11 protein-coding genes and 1 tRNA gene are annotated in these 17,063 nt (G+C 65.4%); 3 read left to right on the top strand and 9 right to left on the bottom strand.

Annotated features, from left to right (window positions below; all coding sequences use genetic code 11):
- Positions 1–84 precede the first annotated feature (84 nt).
- The 3 genes from OTER_RS23415 to OTER_RS00165 all read right to left on the bottom strand — a co-directional run bounded on the left by OTER_RS23415 (position 85) and on the right by OTER_RS00165 (position 7,030).
- Positions 85–2,136: a peptidylprolyl isomerase gene (locus tag OTER_RS23415; RefSeq protein ID WP_083767552.1), complete on the bottom strand. Its 2,052-nt coding sequence runs from the start codon at positions 2,134–2,136 to the stop codon at positions 85–87.
- A gap of 128 nt (positions 2,137–2,264) precedes the next feature.
- Positions 2,265–4,370, bottom strand: coding sequence for a glycosyl hydrolase (locus OTER_RS23410; RefSeq protein WP_012372861.1), 2,106 nt, complete (start codon positions 4,368–4,370; stop codon positions 2,265–2,267).
- 32 nt (positions 4,371–4,402) lie between these two features.
- The gene (locus tag OTER_RS00165; RefSeq protein ID WP_012372860.1) at positions 4,403–7,030 is read right to left on the bottom strand and encodes a carbohydrate binding domain-containing protein; all 2,628 of its coding nucleotides are present in this window, start codon (positions 7,028–7,030) and stop codon (positions 4,403–4,405) included.
- Between the two features lie 229 nt (positions 7,031–7,259).
- Between OTER_RS00165 and OTER_RS00160 the strand changes: the two genes are divergently transcribed.
- Positions 7,260–8,777 carry a serine hydrolase domain-containing protein gene (locus OTER_RS00160; protein ID WP_012372859.1) on the top strand — a complete coding sequence of 506 codons (1,518 nt, stop codon included), beginning with the start codon at positions 7,260–7,262 and terminating at the stop codon, positions 8,775–8,777.
- A 157-nt stretch (positions 8,778–8,934) separates the two neighbouring features.
- Here the strand turns inward: OTER_RS00160 and OTER_RS00155 are convergent, their stop codons facing one another.
- Positions 8,935–9,252, bottom strand: a complete 318-nt coding sequence (locus OTER_RS00155; RefSeq protein WP_012372858.1) for a hypothetical protein — start codon at positions 9,250–9,252, stop codon at positions 8,935–8,937.
- 187 nt (positions 9,253–9,439) lie between these two features.
- Here OTER_RS00155 and OTER_RS00150 point away from each other — a divergent pair, with 187 nt between their 5' ends.
- Complete coding sequence (locus tag OTER_RS00150; RefSeq protein WP_012372857.1) at positions 9,440–11,086, top strand: PQQ-dependent sugar dehydrogenase; 1,647 nt, start codon at positions 9,440–9,442, stop codon at positions 11,084–11,086.
- A 244-nt stretch (positions 11,087–11,330) separates the two neighbouring features.
- Here OTER_RS00150 and OTER_RS00145 read toward each other — a convergent pair.
- From OTER_RS00145 to OTER_RS00125, 5 genes are all read right to left on the bottom strand, one after another.
- Positions 11,331–11,415 (bottom strand) — tRNA-Leu (locus OTER_RS00145).
- A 272-nt stretch (positions 11,416–11,687) separates the two neighbouring features.
- Positions 11,688–12,692: a nucleoside hydrolase gene (locus tag OTER_RS00140; RefSeq protein WP_012372856.1), complete on the bottom strand. Its 1,005-nt coding sequence runs from the start codon at positions 12,690–12,692 to the stop codon at positions 11,688–11,690.
- Positions 12,693–13,019: 327 nt separating this feature from the next.
- Positions 13,020–14,480 (bottom strand): TolC family protein, encoded by a 1,461-nt coding sequence (locus OTER_RS00135; protein WP_012372855.1) that lies wholly within the window; start codon positions 14,478–14,480, stop codon positions 13,020–13,022.
- Between the two features lie 107 nt (positions 14,481–14,587).
- On the bottom strand, positions 14,588–15,253 hold the full coding sequence (locus OTER_RS00130; protein WP_012372854.1) for an ABC transporter ATP-binding protein: 666 nt from the start codon (positions 15,251–15,253) through the stop codon (positions 14,588–14,590).
- Positions 15,254–15,273: 20 nt separating this feature from the next.
- Entirely contained in the window at positions 15,274–15,519 is a 246-nt protein-coding gene (locus OTER_RS00125; protein WP_012372853.1) for a hypothetical protein, read from the bottom strand.
- Between the two features lie 391 nt (positions 15,520–15,910).
- Here OTER_RS00125 and OTER_RS00120 point away from each other — a divergent pair, with 391 nt between their 5' ends.
- Positions 15,911–17,011 (top strand): adenylyltransferase/cytidyltransferase family protein, encoded by a 1,101-nt coding sequence (locus OTER_RS00120; protein WP_012372852.1) that lies wholly within the window; start codon positions 15,911–15,913, stop codon positions 17,009–17,011.
- The last annotated feature ends 52 nt before the right edge of the window (positions 17,012–17,063 follow it).

Genomic DNA, 17,063 nt, shown 5'->3' with positions numbered 1-17,063 from the left:
GCAGGGTTGGACGCCAACTGACAAGGAGCCCGCGCCAAGTTCGTGGCGCGGGCTCTCTGTTGCCCAAGCGCGAGGGGCGCGCTCTTACTGTGGGTTCACCGCGATCTGCGCGGTGACGTTCACGCCGTTCTGGTGGAGGATGCCCTGGTTTTTCTGGGCAGGCAGGGTATTGCCATGGGAGTCCGTGCCCGCTTGGAATTTCAATTTCGTGATCCCACTGATCTGGATCGGTTGACCGTTGTTCTGGTGAAGGTCGCCGCCGGTCACCAAGGTTAGCTCCGCAGGCGAGCCCCCCAGGATGATCGCGGGCGTTGCTCCCCCGTCTGCGTTGATGTCGCCAATGACAACCCGATCAACGACCGTGACTCCTGGTGCGTAAATGCCGACGTAGCCTGCGTCATCATAGAACAGCGTGTCGGCCGTCCGGATGCTGCCGAATTTGCCATCCGTACTACGGATCGAGATCCGTGCGATGATCGCCATGCCATCGTAGCTCTCACCGGATTTAAAGATTGGGTTACCGTTGTTGGCAGGATTGTTGGTCGAGCTGATCGGTTTGCTAATGTCGAAGGCTCCGGTGGGGTCATAAGCGGTCAGCTTGCCGACGGTGAAGACCGAGACGTGTGAGTTTTCATTCGCTCCGGTGATCACGATACTCGCGTGGCCCCGAACATATTGTGTGTCCGGCTGATTGTATTTGGTCGGCGTAGCAGGCCCAGAGACTGAATCCATCAGGATCGAGAGCGTGCCAGGCCCGCTATACTCGACCTGCACGATGTCGTCGTTTAGTCCGATGAAGGAAGTCCGGGTGATTTGGTTCTGCGCGTAGTCAGCTCGGATCGATGCGGCCGAAGCTCCTGTCGTCGCGGACTTTTGCAGCAGCACCTGATCGAAAATGTTGCCGTTCGGATGGGGAATGTTGGAGCCCACCTCCTCGGCGGTGCCGAAAACTTTACCCTCGTTGAGCAGGAGTCCAACAATCGCTGGAGTCGTGCGAGCCGCGGCATTGCCCGACCGAGCGACGACCGTGTAAAGCCCAGCCCATCGGGGTTCCATGGACGTGATGGAAACGCCTTCTGTTGTAGCACCGGAAAGCGCGCGCCCGTTGCGATACCATTGCAGCGTCGCGCCCGCCGTGGCGGCGACCGTGAGGGTCGCGGAAGCGCCCGCGTCGATTGAACGAGCGGCGGGTTGCGTGGTGAACACGGGCGTGGTCGTGACGGTCACCGCAAAGCTGGTTTGGCCCGGCGCTTGGTTGCCGTTGGTATCCGTGGCGGCCACCGTCACGGTCGTGCTGCCCGCAGCCACCGGCCGCAGGGTGAGCGTGGACCCCACCACCTCCGCGGTGACGACGCCGGTATTGGCGCTGAGCGCGGAGAACGTGAGCACGGCGCCTGCGTCTGCCAGGTTGGGATAGACAGGCACGGCCCGTACGCTGTGGACCATCACGAGATTGGCTGTCACCAAGGTCGAGCCGGTGAGCGGCATCTCCTTGAAAGCGCTGCCGAGTTGGCTGCTCGCATCGTAAACGGGAATGGCGGCAATCGAGTCCGCGATCGTCATGCCGGTGCCCAGCACGCGGCCGAAGACCGTGTAGCCACCGTTGGTGGAATCAAGCGCCGCGTGGTTGTCGGCGAGATTGATGAACCATTGCGAGGTGGCCGTATCCGGGCCCTGCGCGGTTTTCGCCATCGCGAGTGTTCCGCGAACGTTTGATAGCTTGAACTCGTTTTGAACCGCCGGATCGGTGGTAATCGGCGTGATGGTGGAGCTGTTCAGCCAATAGCCACCTCCTTGGATCACAAATCCCGGCACCGAGCGGTGCACGAGACTGTTGGTGTAAGCGCCGCGCAGCGTGTAGTTGAGGAAATTCGTGACGGTTTTCGGGGCGTCAGCTGACAACAACTCGGCATTGAATTTGCCGCGAATGGTGTCGAACTGCACGACCGTGCCGGTGACGCCCGGTACCTCGAAGTAGTCGGAAAGGTGAAGGGAAATGGGCGCTTCGCCAGCGACCAACGTGCGGGCGGAAAAGGTGACGCCCGATTTCAGCGCCGGCACGGTGCTCTGCGCGAGCATCGCCACCGCTCCAGTGATGAATGCAAAAAGAGAAAGGAAGAACTTTGCCCGTGACATCCCATCACCTTCGCGGAGTCGAAGCGACCCCGACAAGGTGAATTTCGTGAGATGCGTGTTAAAGTCGTGTCACTGACTCCAACGAGCGGGCTGGCGCGTATTTCACCAAAGGCCCGTGATGACCCTGCTTACGGGTTCACCACGATTTGCGCGGTGACGTCGAGGTCGTTCTGCTTGAGCACGGCGGCGTTGGGCTTGGCGGAGATGGCATTGCCGTGCGAATCACTGCCGCCGGTGAATTTCAACTGCGTCAGCCCGCTCACCTGCACGACCGCGCCGTTTTCCTGGTAAAGGTCGCCGCCGGTGATCCGGCTTGCCCCCTGCACGCCACCGAGCAGGATCACAGATTGCGCCGAGCCGTAGGCGCTCACGTTGCCGAGATAAACGGGCCCACCAAACACCACGCCCGGAGCATACAGCCCGGTGTAGCCGCGCAACGTGAAAAACGTCGCGTTCGCCGCCCGCACGTCCCCAAACCGGCCGTCGCTGCTGGCGATCGCGATGAACGCGACGTCGGCCACGCCATCATAGTTCACCTCGTCCTTGAACAGCGTCTGATTCACCGCTGTCGCGCGCCCGACGGTGAATACCGACACGTTGGTGTCTGCCGTGGCACCGGTGATGACGATCCCAGCGTGACCCTGCACATACTGGATGTCGGGCTGGTTGTAGTTTGCCGCCGGTGCGGGCGCCGTGGCTTCATCAAGCACCAGCGAGAGCGTGCCTGGTCCGCTGAACTCCACCTGCACGATGTCCCCATCAACGTCGAGGAACGACGTGCGCGTGATCTGGCCGAGCGCGGAATCCGCGGTGATCGCCTCCGCCGCACCGGTCAGTTGCACCTGGTCGAAGACGTTGCCGTTTTGGTGAATGATGTTGGGCCACCGCTCCACACCGCCGCCCACTACCTTGGCCGTCGTGGAGAGACCCACAAGCGCCGCGGCGCTCCGGCGCTCGCCAGCTCCGCTGCTGCTCAACGCGACATAGAGCCCGGTGTTCGCTGGCTGCATATTCGTCAGCGTGAGTGTTGCGCTGCCCGCGCCGGGCACCTCTACGCCGTTGCACTGCCAGCGGAGCGGCGCACCTGCGGGTCCGGTCGCGGTGAACGTCGCGTTCGCGCCGGCGGTGACGGACTGGCTGGGCGTGTCGATCACCACGTCCGGCGAGTAGAACCAATACTGGCTCGGCAACTCGTCGCGCGTGAGCACGCGCGCGTGGTTGAAGACGGTATCGAGAAATGCGAGGGAGTTCCGGGAGAGATCATTCTCAAACCCGTTCCACGTGCAGAAATAACCCCAACTGCCACCTTCCGCGAACATCGCATCGATATCGGGGATCGAACCGTTTTCACTCATCACGACGACTTTTCGGCCCACGCGGAAATCGCGCATCGCCTTGTAGTCGGATGAGTAAGTCGGGTGCGTGCCCGGCGGCGGATAGACGTCGAGGCTGATCATGTCGACCATGGCATCGCCGGGATACCAGCCGGCCATGACGGTCGAGGCGTCGGTCGGATTGAAGCACCAGATCAGATTCGTGAGCCCGTGGATCTGCGTGAAGCGCTCGAACATGATCTGCCAGGCGGCCTTGAACGGCGCGGCGCCGTAGCGGCTCCACCAGAACCACGTGCCGCCCGCCTCGTGGAACGGCCGCCAAATCACGACCACGCCCGCGTCACGGAGCTTTCTCAACTCCGCCGCGATGAGATCGAGCTTTGCGAGGTATTCGGTGTTCTCTGGCGTGCCGGCGACGACGGCTTGGCGGATGTCGAAGTTCGTGCCGGTGGGATTGCCGTTCGAGCCGGGCGTGTAGAACTGCGGCGTGCCGTTCGTGGAGCCGATATCCATGAACATGTGGCAGCAGTAGGTCACAAGCCCGCCGGCCCGGGCCCACGCGATCGCGCGCTCGGTGGAGTGCTGGTTCGCACGCACGGAGGAGCTGTAGGTGTATTGGAGAAAATCGAAGCCCCGCAGTCCGGGCGTCCGGCCGGTGTGCTGGACGATGTAGTTCACATCCTCCTCTGCGCGCGGTTCGCTCCAGGCGATCTCCTGCTGCCCACCGACGATGTAGCGGCCCTGGATATTCTTAAAAAACTGCAGCTCGGCGGCGACGCCCGGCAGGGCATTGGGCGAGACGGGCGCATCCAAGGTGGCGTGCGCGCGCAGTGCGAGCAGAGCGAAAAGCACGGCCACCGCCACGCCGGGGAAGCAGAGCTGGCGGGTTGTGCGATTCATAAAAACGTGGAACGGGCCGAGGGATCGCTGCGTCAGCGGGCGGTGATTTCGTAGTGGAGCGTGGCGTGCTCGGGGGCGACGCGGAAGGTGAGGGTGCCGTCGACGATTTCCGTAGGCACCACCGGACCGCGCGAGCCGTCGGGCTTGAGTGCATGGACCGTGCGAGCGGTGTTGCCGCGCAGTGTGATCCGCGCGGGCACGCGCTCGGCGAGCATAGGCCCCTTGCCCCAGTTCTTGCCGACGGAGTTGTGCGCCTTGTTCCACTCCATGCCTTGATTGTGCGCGCGCGCCACCAGCGTGACGACCGCACGCGCAGAATCGCGCAGCGGCCGGCCATCGAGGGACACGGCGGTGATGCTGGCGAAATCGCGACCGAACCGCGGGCACTCCACTTGCAGCGCATCAGTGGAGATCGTGGCGCCGCCGACGAATCCGACCGCAGCGGCGGCCTGGGGCGTGTCGACGACGTAGACGCGGCCCTGCGCAGCCATCTCCAGTCGCACGGGCGCCACGGACTCCCGTTCGCCGCGGCACACCAGCCGCGCGCGGGAGCCGTCCGCTCCGGGCTGGTCGTTCACCGCGTAACGGACGTTCAGGAAATCGAGCGAATCGGGAATCAATTCGCGCCAGAGCACGTCGGCATGCGGCTGCTCGGCCCAGAGCGGTGAGCCGAGTTGCAACTCCGCCGCCTGCGGCGCGGGCGCCACGAGTCCGCGGCGGAACGTCACCGTCGCGAAAGCTGCCTGGCCCCATTTGGCCGGATGATCCTGCTGGTCGAAGAAATCGCCGAGCCGGCCCTTCGGATTCGTACGGCCGTAGCCGCCGATGCAGAACGGATAAACGATGTCCCAGTCCTGTCGGGCCGCGAAGGTCGCCACCGTCGGATACATCTCGCTGACGAACTCGCTTGGTGCGGGATGATCGTATTCGCTCACGGTGAAAGGCTTTCCGGCCACGCGCACGAGCGCGAGCGTGCCCAGCTCGCCGAAGGCCCGCTCGCCGAACTCCGCGAGCTGCGGGCTGTTTTTGATCACCCAGTTCACCGGATCCCAGTCGCCCCCGATGAACTCGGGATGCTGCCAGTAGGCATGGGCGTCGGCGAAATCCATCGCGCGTTCGCGGTTCAAGCCGGTGAGCCCGCCGTAGTCGATCTGCGAGCAGACGATCGGCGCCTGCACGTGCAGCTCCTCTTTCAAGAAGGTCCGCATCTCCTCGGCGAAGGCGCGCTCGGTGTCGGCGAGGAATGCGATCCAGTCCGCCCACTGCCGGGCGCTGTAGCTCGTCGGGATCGGGACGTTTTGCTGCGCGGGCGATTGCCCTGCGACCAATCCCGCGCCGGGCGCATCGCGCAGCAGTCGCAAGCCGCGCAGCGTCACGGTGCCGGTCGATTGGCCGGCACTGAGAGTGAGCTGACCGCGCGAGCGACCGACCGAGTGCGCGGGAAAGGTCAGGCTGAAGTGTCGCCAGTCCTTGCCGAGCTCGACCGTCTCGTGCAGCCCGAGGCTGCGCCAGGGTTGCTGCGGCTCCGCGTTGTTGTCCACGCTGACCCCGACGCCGAACTCGCGCGGACGATCAGCCTTGGCCTCGAACACAACCGTGTAAACCGCGCCGTCCGCGATCGGCAGCGCGTAGGTAGAAACCTGCACGTGATGCGCGATGCCAGTCGTGGCGTTCACCTTGACGACGAGTTCGTCGCTGGCGGGCGCGGCGCTGAATTCCGCCGTCGCGCCGGACGTGGGCTTCAACTGCCAGGTCGACGCGCTGGTCACGAGTGAGCCGGCACCCTCTGCCGTCGCCGGCTTCCAAGCGGAGCGCAGGGCGTTGTCGTCGGCGTAGTGTTGCGCGAGCCAGGCATTCCACTGCACTTCGAGATCGCGGCGGAACGGCTCGGGAAACTTGTCGAGCCCGCGGCCGAGATCGCGCGTCCAAAACCCGAGCAGCGAGTTTTCATTGTTCAGCTCGACGACGGCGACCGCCGGATCCTCAGCGGGCGCGAGGCCGGTGTAAGGATTCTTCGTCGTCAGCAACCGGCGCGCGTAATCCTTCTGCAGCTCGATCATCTTCCGATCGTAAATGTCCGCGCGTTTCTGAAACGACGGCAGCTGGCTCACGGTCGCGGCGAATCCGTCCGCCGGCACGAGCGTCTTCGACACCTTCATGTTCAGGTTCGAGTAGATGCCCTGCGTGCGCAGTTCGGCGATCAGCCGGTGCAGCTTGTCGAGCTGCGTCGGATCGAGCTCGCGATGTGCGGCATTACGCTTCGGCCACAAGCTGCCGCCCGAGCCGACGCCCCACGGATTGTCGAGGTGGTGCAGCCGCGCGATGTTCACGCCGCCCTTGGCGAGCCGCCGCGCGATCAACTGCGCCTCTTCGGGCGTGCGCGGGAAGCATTCGTTAGCGGAAAGATTGGCGCCCCAGAACCGGAGCGGCTGGCCGCTCGCGTCGACGAATTTGCCGTCGCGCACGGCGATTCGGCCGAGTTGCGGGCCGCGGGCGGAGTTGAGCCAGCTGACGTCGAGCGCCGTCCCTGCGGCCGGCTCGACCATGGGCCAGGCAAACCAGCCAGCGGGCACGGGGTCGGCGGCACGGAGCGACGCGGCAAGCAGCAGGGCCGCACCGGCGCCGGCCAATTGCCGGCGGAAGGGGAGAAAGAAGGTCATGATAGGCGGGATGGTCCCAAAGGAGGCTTTGAGTTCAGCGATTCTAGGTGGCCGATCCAATCGGAATCATGCAAGGCGTGCGAAAATCGCGCGCTGCCGGTCGCGGACGCGGAGCAACCCTTTCCCAAGCCATGCGTCAGTCTGCGGCGCCGACGCGATTTCGCTCGTTGTCAGCGGCCTGCGGTCAGCGCAGCTTCACCGACGGTTTCACTTTTTCCCCACCCCCCCCATGAAACTTATCCGGATCCTGATCTCGTTGTTCCCGGTTGCTGCGCTCACCGGCGCGGCCCTGGCGGCCACCACGTCACTGCCCCGCAGCACCCCCGCCGCCGAAGGCGTCTCCGCCGCCGCGGTGGCGAAGTTCGTCGAGGAGGCGGACGCGAAGGTCGACACCATTCACAGCTTCATGCTGGTGCGTCACGGCAAGGTCGTCGCCGAAGGCTGGTGGACGCCCTACGCCGCCAACGAGCCGCACGTGCTGTATTCGCTGAGCAAGAGCTTCACCTCCACTGCGGTCGGACTCGCGGTGGCCGAGGGCAAGTTGAGCGTCACCGATCCGGTGCTGAAGTTCTTCCCCGAAGACGCACCGGCCGCGCCGAGTGAAAACCTCAAGGCGATGCGGCTGCGCGACCTCCTCACGATGTCGACGGGGCACCACAACGAGGACATCAGCGACTTCCCGTTTTACGCGCAGGAAAACCTGGTGAAGCGGTTCCTCTCCCTGCCGGTGGCGCACAAGCCGGGCACGTTCTTCGTCTACAACACGCCGGCCACGTTCATGCAGTCGGCGATCGTGCAAAAGGTGACCGGCCAGTCGGTGCTCGAGTATCTAAAGCCGCGGCTGTTCGAGCCGCTTGGGATTGAAAACCCGGTGTGGGAAGCGACCGCGGTAGGCGGCATATCGATGGGCGGATTCGGGCTTAACCTCCACACCGAGGACATCGCCAAGTTCGGCCAGCTCTACCTGCAGAAAGGAAAATGGAACGGCAAACAGCTGATTCCCGAAGCGTGGATCGCGGAGGCGACCGCACGGCAGATGTCCAACGGCAGCAATCCCGACGGCGACTGGGATCAGGGCTACGGCTATCAGTTCTGGCGGTGCCGCCACGGATTCTACCGCGGCGACGGCGCGTTCGGGCAGTTCTGCATCGTCATGCCTCAATACGACGCGGTCGTCGCCATCACCAGCGGCACGCGCGACATGGGGCTCGTCATGAATCTCGTCTGGGACCACATCGTACCCGGGCTGAAAGACTCCGCGCTGCCTGCGGACGCGGCGGCCGAGCAGAGCTTGAAGGAGCGGCTGGCGCATCTTTCGATTGCGACGACGAAGGGCGCGGCGAGCTCGCCGCTCGCGGCAAGCATCGCGGGACGCCGATTCGTGTTTCCGGCAAACGGCGCGGGCATCGAGGCGATCCAATTTGAGCCGGCGGGCGCTGATGGCACCCAGCCGGTGACGGTCTGGGCCGGTGGCGAAGAGCGGCAGTTAGTCGTCGCTCATGGCCGCTGGAACAAGGGCGTGATGGGTGACGGGGGCAATCAGCCGGGCTCGGAGCTCGTCGCGGCCAGCGGCGCGTGGACGGCCGACGACACCTACACGACGCAGATCGTGCGCTATCGCACGCCGCTCATCACGACCTACCGCTGTCGTTTTGCCGGCGATCAGGTGTTCATGGACGCGGAGAACAATGTCGCGTTCGGCGAGCGGAAGCTGCCGCAGCTCGTGGGCACGGCGGAAAAGAGGTAGGCTCCCTGGGTTGGGATGTAACCGCGGTCGCTGACCGCGGTGCCGGGCTCGACGAGCCCGGCCACATGGACGGCGGTCACGAGAGCGTCTTGGGCCGCGACGAGAACGTCGCGGCTCCACGGCCGCCGGTGAACGGCGGCCCTACGGAGTTGGCGTTTCACCCGCCGTCGTGTTCTTCGGGATCGCAACCGCAGGTGGGCGCGACCGCCTCGGCGCGATTGATGCCCTGACGTGCGGACGCGGCGGCGTTGGCCAGCGCCTGCGAGAGCCGCAGCCACCAGCTCGGGTGCGCGCCGTTTTCGTCCACATCGTGCGTGAGCGTGAAAAGGTGCTTCGCCACGAAATCAAAAAACGCCTGCCGGTCAGCGAGCGAAAGGTGGTTCTCCGGATTGCTGAGCGCGTCGGCGAGAAAACGGTTCTCGTCGATTTCGAGTACGATCCGGCCGGCGCGACGGGTGACGGTAAGCGGTTCCATGCTTCAGCCTAAACGGCGCGGTACGATCCGCAATGGTCCGGCCGCGGTTCGCGCCCGCGGGCCTGCCCGTGCCGCTGCGCGCCGGGCCGTATGACGCGGCGACGCTGCATCTTTTCCGCCGAGGCTGCGCCAGTTTGCGAAACCGACGCAGCCGCTCATGGTGCGTCCGCCCCTTCGCAATTTCCCTATGCAACATTTTCGTTACGGACTCGCGCTCTCCCTTCTTTCGGTCGCGGCGCACGCCGCCAGCATGCCCAATCCCGACGCCGACAACGGCGGACTCACGCTCCCGTCCGGCTTTCGTGGGTTGATCGTCGCGGATGATCTCATGGCCGGCCGCGGCACCGGCAACGCTGGCGATGCGCTGCGGTTCCTGGCGGTGACGCCGGAAGGCGCCGTCTATGCGAAGACCTCGCGCGGCGGCATCCTCGCGCTGCGCGATGCCGACGGCGACGGACGCTTCGAGCAGAAGCAGGAGTTCGGCTCCGGCGGAGGCACGGGCATCGCGGTGCACGACGGTTGGCTCTACCACTCGACCGACAGCGCAGTCTATCGCTACAAACTTGAGCCCGGACAACTCGTGCCGACAGGCGAGCCGCAGCTGATCGTGAGCGGACTGCCGAACGAATTCTCGCATACGTCGAAGGCCTTCGCGTTCGACAGCCAGGGCCGGCTGCTGGTCGAAACGGGTTCGCCGCACAACGTCTACAGCGATGGCGACCGGCAGCTCGGTGCAAAGGGCAAGGATCCAACTGAATATCTGAAGACGCACGGCGGATTCTGGCGGTTCGATCCGGAGAAACAGAACCAGAAGCAGTCCGACGGATTTCATTTCTCGACCGGCCACCGGCATTCGCTGGCGATCGCGTGGCAGCCGGTGGCCAAGGAGTTTTTCATGGTCATGATGGGCCGCGACGGACTGAACACGGTGGCGCCGGATTACTACGACACACTCGACAACGCGGAGCGCGTGGCCGAGGAGATGCACCGGTTGAAGGAAGGCGTGAACCTCGGCTGGCCATTCACGTATTGGGACCCCTACAAGAAGGCGCGGATGATCAATCCGGAGTTCGGCGGCGACGGGCGCAAGCGCGCGGAGGTGGGAAAATACGACGAGCCGCTGATCGCGTTTCCGGCGCACTGGGCGCCGCTGCAGATGCAGTTCTACACCGGCACGCAGTTTCCCGAGCGCTATCGCGGCGGGGCGTTCGTGGCGTTTCACGGCTCGTGGAATCGCGCGCCGCTGCCGCAGGACGGGTTCAACGTTTGCTTCGTGCCGTTCGACGCGAAAGGTGCGCCGCTGGGATCGTATGAAGTGTTTGCAGCCAACGCGGGCCCGCAGCGGTTCCGGATGGGCGGCGTGGCGGTTGGACCGGACGGTTCACTCTACATCAGCGAGACTGATCGCGGTCGGATCTGGCGGATCATGTATGTTGGCGAGCAGGCGGGGACGGCTGCACCGGCGGCCACGGTCGCGGCGGGCGCGGTGAAACCGGCGCCGGCGTCGGCGAACGCGGGGGGCCGGCAGCTCTACGAACAGCTGTGCGCGTCCTGTCACATGCCTGATGGCTCGGGCGCGGGGGCGCAGCAGCCGCCACTGGCCGGCAGCAAGGTGGTCAGTGGCAATCCCGAGCAGCTGATCGCGGTCGTGCTGCACGGGCCGGCGGAAGTGCTGCCGCCGGACCGGCCGAAATATGGCAACGTGATGCCGTCCTTCGCGGTACTGGGCAACCAGCAGGTGGCGGATCTGCTTTCGTATGTGCGCGAGGTCTTCGGCAACCGTGGGACGCCGGTGACCCCAGCGAACGTCGAGGCGATTCGCCAGCAGCGGTGAGCCCGGAGCACGGAAAGTTATAGCCGCAAAGACGCGCAAAAAGCGCAAAAGCTGGATCATGATGCGCTCGGTTCGTTTAGGACTTGCGCGCCTTTTTCGCGCGCTATTCCACAGGTCGCTCGTGCGGCCCTCCTCCGCCGAGCCTACGGAGGGCATCCTTCGCTCTCGGACGGTTAGTCGGCCACGAAAAGCCATCGCTGTCGGACGGATGGCCTGCCATCCGTAGCTCCGTAGGAGCGAAGGATGGTGCCCGGGGCGGGGGTCGAACCCGCAAGCCTTGCGGCGGTAGATTTTGAGTCTACTGCGTCTGCCAATTCCGCCACCCGGGCGACAGGAGCGGCCAACCTACGAGCGGCCTTCGCGATGTAAACGGAAAATTCCGAATGATGCGCCCGTGCGACTCAGCCGGCTGAGGGCGCGATCGGATCTGCCGCGGCGAGGGCGCCGCGGCTCCAAAATGCCTCGCGACCAGCGAATGCTCCCATCTGAGCGCGTCCGAGATGGCAGGGGGCATCCCCGCCAGGCCACCGGCCTGGCCTACAACAACGACCAGCTGATGGACGGCGTGATGTAGGCCACCTCGTTGAGGTGGCTGTTGGGTTCACCGTTGCTGCAACAGCCGGTGGGCGAGATGTGACTCGAACCCGGCGTGGTCCTTCCAACGCAGCGCGACGCGCGCGCTCGGGCCGGCCGGATCGCGTACGGTGAAGCCGTCGTCCGTGACCTTGATCCGCACGGTTTCGGTTTCGACCAAATCCTCGGAGTAGGCGAGGTACACCGCCACGCAGTCGAAGAGCGTGGTCGACCGCTGGGTGAAGAAGTCGCACTTCATCCACGTCACGCGCGGCGCGAACACGCAGTAGCCTTCGATCACGGCGCGGAGGAGGGGATCCGCGGTGGCGCACCAGACCGCGTGGTAGTTGGCGCCGTCGAGATCGACGTTGCCGCACGTGTCGAGCGGCGTCAGCAGCACGTCCTGCCACGGGGCCGCGAGCACGGCCCGCAGCGCCGCCGGATCCACCTTCACGTTGGCCTCGGCCACCACGGGGCCGCCGCCGTAGCCGATGTCGACGCTGCCGTGCATGCCGACGAACCGCGCGCGCGACGCAAGTTTCGGCTCACGCTCAATGGCGCGAGCGAGTGCCGGCACCGCGCCCACCGAGACAACGCTCACCGGCTCCGGCGAGTTCATCACGAGCTCGATCAGTGCGCCCACGCCGTCGTCGAGTACGCGGCCGCGATAGGCCGTGAGATCGTAGTCACGCACCCATGGCAGCTGGTTCTGCTCCTGCTCGCGCATGGGGCTCGCCACGCCGAGGCCGATCGGCACGTCCGTGCGACCGGCGATCTCGAGCAACCGCGCGGCGACTTTCGCGCGATAACGCGTGTCGTTCGTGTCGACGAGCACGAGCTTCAAGTCGAGCTCGGGCGAGCGCAGCAGCTGGGCGAGGGCCCAGGTGTCGTCAATGTCGGTGCCGATATCGGTGTGGAATACGACCGGGATCGGCAACTTCGCGCCCGCTGGCGGAGCGGCGAAGACGGGGCTGAGCCAACTGGTCAACAGGATCGCGCACGCGATCACACGGATGAAGGGGAAACGGCGCATCGGGGTAGGGCGGGTTCGTCGCGGGATCGGATGCTGGACGGTTTCGCGATCGGCTCAAGCGGCGAACGCGTTCAGTCCGGTCGGTGGCAAGGTATACCGATTGATTCCTGATGCGACGGCGTCGCACCGACGATCCGGGGGGTGGCCGCCGAGCACGCTTGCGTGAGAGCGCGGCCGTCCTCGGCCGCAGTGGGGCGCAGCAAGACCGCGCCCCGGCGGCGCGGAGCCTCAGCACGTTCGGCGCAGGCCCAACCGCTTCCGCCACAAAGCGCGTTGAGGGCAACGCGCTGCACCTTTTTCGCCGTCCTCCGCGAGAGTGCCGGTGAGTTATTCCTTCGCGAGCGTGACGTGGTGCACGTCGAGCGTGCGGCCAATCGCGCGATCGTAGTTCGCGTGTGCCCGGCGCTGATCGGCGAGCGACTGGTAGAGATTGCTCTCCACCGCGGCGAGTTGCTCCTGGATATTGAGCACGAAGAACGTGCTGCTGGTGCCGGCGCGGAGCTTCTTCAGCTCGTCGTCGAGCGCCTGCTTCGCGAGCTCGTACGCGGCGCGATTGGCGGCGACGCGACGGCGCGCCGTGTCGATCTGGCCGGCCGCGCTGGCGACCGAGACGGCGATGTCCTGTTCGAGCCGATCGAGATCGGCTTCGCTCTGCCGCAGCTTCAGCCGGGCCGAGCGCAATCGCCCGCGGCCTTCGGTGAACGTGAGCGGCACGCTGACCACGACGCCGGCCGAGTAGGCGCGATTTTCCCGATCGCGCACCATCCGACGGCTGACACCAAAGTCGGTATCCAATCCGCGGTAACCGTAGCTGCCCACGAAATCCAGCTGCGGCAGCAACTGGTTGCGCGCGTAGACGTGATTGACGCGGTAAATGTCCACCCCGAGCCGCGCCGCCTGATAGTCGGGCCGCTTTTCGAACGCGATCTTCAGGTCCTCCTGCAGCGAGATGGTGGGTTCGTCGACGATCTCCGGCGGCTCGACGACGATGTTCTCCGGCTCGATGGGAAACTCGGTCTCGCCGATCAGCTGGCGGAGCCGGTTCACGCTGTCGCGCACGGCCTGCTCGGCGTAAAGGATCGCCTGGTCGCGCGCGGCGCTGCGGGCCCGAGCCTGGACGACGTCGTTCTCCGACATGCTGCCGACCTTGAACCGACGCTCGTTTTCCGCGACCAGCCCGGAGGACAATTCGCGTGAGCGGCGGGTGATCCGCAGGAGGTTCTGCGCATACGACACGTCGCTGTAGGCTCCGATCACCGCGGTGACGGTGTCGATGGCGCTCTGGCGGAACGTCCAATCGGCGATCCCGCGGTTGGCGCGCGCGATCCGCACGCCGCGAAGATTCGCGCCAAAACCGAAGCCGCGGAGCAAGGGCTGCGTGACCTGAATGCCGCCGAACGTGGCGAACGCGTCGGGATCGATTGCGCGGCGCTCGTTGCTGGCCGTGCCGCCGATCCGGTAGCTCAGGCCCCAGGGCGTGGTGCCTTCAAGTCCGAGGCTGTATTCGTCGCTCTGGTAAAGATCGCTCAACGTCGCGGGTCCGTAGGACGGCGTGTTGCTCTCGGAATAGCTGCGGCGGAAGGTCAGCGCCGGATCGAAGCGGCCAAGCTCGGCCAACCAATCGGCGCGCGCGATCGGGCGATCGTAGGCGTCCACCTTGATCTGTGGATTTTTCTCCAGCGCGAGCCGGATGGCCTCATCGAGCGTGAGCTTGATCTCGGCGCGAGCACCGGTCGCGGCGAGCAGCACAGCAAGAAGAGGCAGGAGGAGCCGGAGGCGAAACGTCATTGGAACGGAGGAGTTGGAGGCAAAAGGTCTGGCGGGATCGCGGCTGCCGTCGTGGCGCCGGATCCCCGGTCATTCAAAGGAGGTGGAGGAGGCGAGCGGCGGTGGCGTCACTTCACGATCATGCCGTCGGCGAGCCGCACGACCCGGCTGCCGTAGGAAGCGTTTTCCACCGAATGCGTGACCTGGACGATGGTGACGCCGTTCTCCTGGTTGAGCTTCTTGAACAGCTGCATGATTTCGCGGCCCTGGTCGGAGTGGAGATTGCCCGTCGGCTCGTCGGCGAGGATCAGCGCCGGCTTGGCGACCAGCGCGCGGGCGACGCCGACGAGCTGCTGTTGTCCGCCGGAAAGCTGGTTCGGATACAGGTCTTTCTTGCCGACGATGTGGAAGCGATCGAGCGCATCGCAGACGATGCTGTCGCGGTCCTTCTTCGGCGTGTCGCGATAGGACAGCGGGATCTCGAGGTTTTCGTAGACGGTGAGATCGTCGAGGAGATGGTAGCTCTGAAACACGAACCCGATGTGTTTCTTCTGCAGGTCAAAGCGCTTTTTCTTGTCCAGCTTGTGGACGGGTTCGCCGAGCAGGTAATACTCGCCGTCCCAAGCGCTGTCGTGAAGTCCGAGGATGTGGAGCAGCGTCGACTTGCCCGAACCCGACGGGCCCATGATGGAAAGGAAATCGCCTTCCTGAATATCGAGGTTGATGTCGCGAAGGGCGTAGAACGGGCCGCCTTTGAGGGGATAGACGCGATTGACGTTGCGAAGAGAGATCATCGGTGGAGCTGGGCGGCCGGTTACATGAACGTGAAAGCGTGGGCGGCGGGAATCTGCGTTTTCGTGGCGGGCGCCGGTTTCGCGACGGGCTGCGCCGCCGGCGCCGTGGCGGGCTTGGCGGCTGCGGGGCGTGAGGGCGTCGGCTGCGCTTCCGCAGTCGCTGCGGCCGGCTCGGTGTCGACGCGCGTGACCTTCGTCTCGCGGGAAAGCAGGTGCACCAGCAGCGGAGCTGCGAGCACGAACACATAGAGCAACTGGAGCTTCATGGTGAGGAGGAGGTCAGGTCGGACCGGTTGGTTTTAGCACCGGCTGTGCCATGGGTCTCGGAGCAATGTAAACGCCGGAGGATCAGAGGGAAGAAATTTGGATGAACGGTCGGACAACAGGGTCTTCGTCCGGATGTGGAATCAAGCCTTCCCAAAATTGGGAAAGCGGGCTCGGGGCTGGCGCGGGCGGGAACGTGCCACGGGCATCTTGCCCGTGGACGGCGCTCCGCGCCGCCAACATGGGCGAGACGCCCATGCCACGACACGGGCAAGGATGCCCGTGCCACCGCAGCACCTCGCGTCTTCCCAAAGCTGATCGTGCCGCCGGAGTTGCCGCGGCATAAGACGGATTGACGTAACCAGCCCGGCGCGGCCTCGTTGCGGTGCCTCCATGATTCACGTCTTCGTTTCCGGCTGCTACGACATCCTGCACGCCGGCCACCTGCAGTTCTTCCGCGAGGCCCGGGCGCTGGGCGATCACCTGACTGTTTCGTTCGCCTCCTCGGAGGTGCTGTGGCGGCACAAGCAGCGCCGCAGCTCGCTGCCGGACGACCACAAGCGTGCGCTGCTCGAGGGCCTCAAAATGGTCGACGCCGTCGTGGTTGGACGCGGGATGGAGGAGGGACTGGATTTCAAAGACGACTTCCTGCAGCTGCGCCCGGAGATTCTGGCGGTCACGGAAGACGACAAATACACGCCGTTGAAAAAGTCGCTCTGCGCCGAGGTGGGTGCGCGCTACGTGGTGCTGCCGAAGACGCCGCCGCAGTTCTCGCCGGTCTCGACGACGCAGATCGTGCGCTTCATCCGCGCACCCGAAGCGGCGCCGCTGCGCGTGGATTTCGCCGGCGGCTGGCTGGACGTGCCGCGGTATGCGCGAGACGGCGCTTACGTCGTGAACTGCGCGATCTCGCCGCTGGTGTCGTTGCGCGACTGGCCCTACGAGCGCAATGCCGGGCTGGGCGGAAGCGGCGCGTGGGCGATGCTGAACGGCCAGGATGGCATCGCGTCGGAACTGGGCCTCGGAGTGGGCTGGCAGGATCCGGCAATCGTGGCGGAGACGGGGCTGTGCGTCTGGCGCAGCGGCCCGCGGCCGAGCCTCGAGATCAAGCTTGAGGGTGCGTTTCTGCGCGGCCGGATGGCGCTGTATTGGACCGGTCGGCCACACGCGACGCCGGATCTGGCCAACAATCGCCGCGACTACGAGGCGATCGCGCGCGCCAGCGTCGTCGCTCGCGAGGCGGTGTGGCGCGGCGACCTTGCGCTGCTGGCGGAAGCTGTGCGGCAGTCGTATGCGGTCCAGCGCGCCGAAGGCATGCAACCGCTCCCCGGCATCGAGGCGCCTGGCCGCACCCCGCGACCGCTCGCGGCGAAATACTGCGGCGGCGGGTTTGGCGGCTATGCCGTTTATCTTTTTGCCGATCCGGCCGAGCGCGACGTCGCCTGCACCGCTGGAGGCTTCCGGCCGATCGAGCCGTATGTGAAGCTGGGGTGAGGACGGAATACCGAACGCTGAACATCGAACGTCGAACATCGGACGTTCAACA

Source organism: Opitutus terrae PB90-1 (assembly GCF_000019965.1).
In the GTDB taxonomy this organism is placed as follows: Bacteria; Verrucomicrobiota; Verrucomicrobiia; order Opitutales; family Opitutaceae; genus Opitutus; species Opitutus terrae.
This window is presented reverse-complemented; position numbering and strand designations above follow the sequence as displayed.

What these genes read in the sequence shown, in the direction of transcription:
- OTER_RS00150 (WP_012372857.1), top strand. Translation starts at nt 9,440, where the DNA reads ATGCAACATTTTCGTTACGGACTCGCGCTCTCCCTTCTTTCGGTCGCG.
- OTER_RS23410 (WP_012372861.1), bottom strand. Translation starts at nt 4,370, where the DNA reads ATGAATCGCACAACCCGCCAGCTCTGCTTCCCCGGCGTGGCGGTGGCC.
- OTER_RS00120 (WP_012372852.1), top strand. Translation starts at nt 15,911, where the DNA reads ATGATTCACGTCTTCGTTTCCGGCTGCTACGACATCCTGCACGCCGGC.
- OTER_RS00165 (WP_012372860.1), bottom strand. Translation starts at nt 7,030, where the DNA reads ATGACCTTCTTTCTCCCCTTCCGCCGGCAATTGGCCGGCGCCGGTGCG.
- OTER_RS00160 (WP_012372859.1), top strand. Translation starts at nt 7,260, where the DNA reads ATGAAACTTATCCGGATCCTGATCTCGTTGTTCCCGGTTGCTGCGCTC.
- OTER_RS23415 (WP_083767552.1), bottom strand. Translation starts at nt 2,136, where the DNA reads ATGTCACGGGCAAAGTTCTTCCTTTCTCTTTTTGCATTCATCACTGGA.
- OTER_RS00125 (WP_012372853.1), bottom strand. Translation starts at nt 15,519, where the DNA reads ATGAAGCTCCAGTTGCTCTATGTGTTCGTGCTCGCAGCTCCGCTGCTG.
- OTER_RS00135 (WP_012372855.1), bottom strand. Translation starts at nt 14,480, where the DNA reads ATGACGTTTCGCCTCCGGCTCCTCCTGCCTCTTCTTGCTGTGCTGCTC.
- OTER_RS00155 (WP_012372858.1), bottom strand. Translation starts at nt 9,252, where the DNA reads ATGGAACCGCTTACCGTCACCCGTCGCGCCGGCCGGATCGTACTCGAA.
- OTER_RS00140 (WP_012372856.1), bottom strand. Translation starts at nt 12,692, where the DNA reads ATGCGCCGTTTCCCCTTCATCCGTGTGATCGCGTGCGCGATCCTGTTG.
- OTER_RS00130 (WP_012372854.1), bottom strand. Translation starts at nt 15,253, where the DNA reads ATGATCTCTCTTCGCAACGTCAATCGCGTCTATCCCCTCAAAGGCGGC.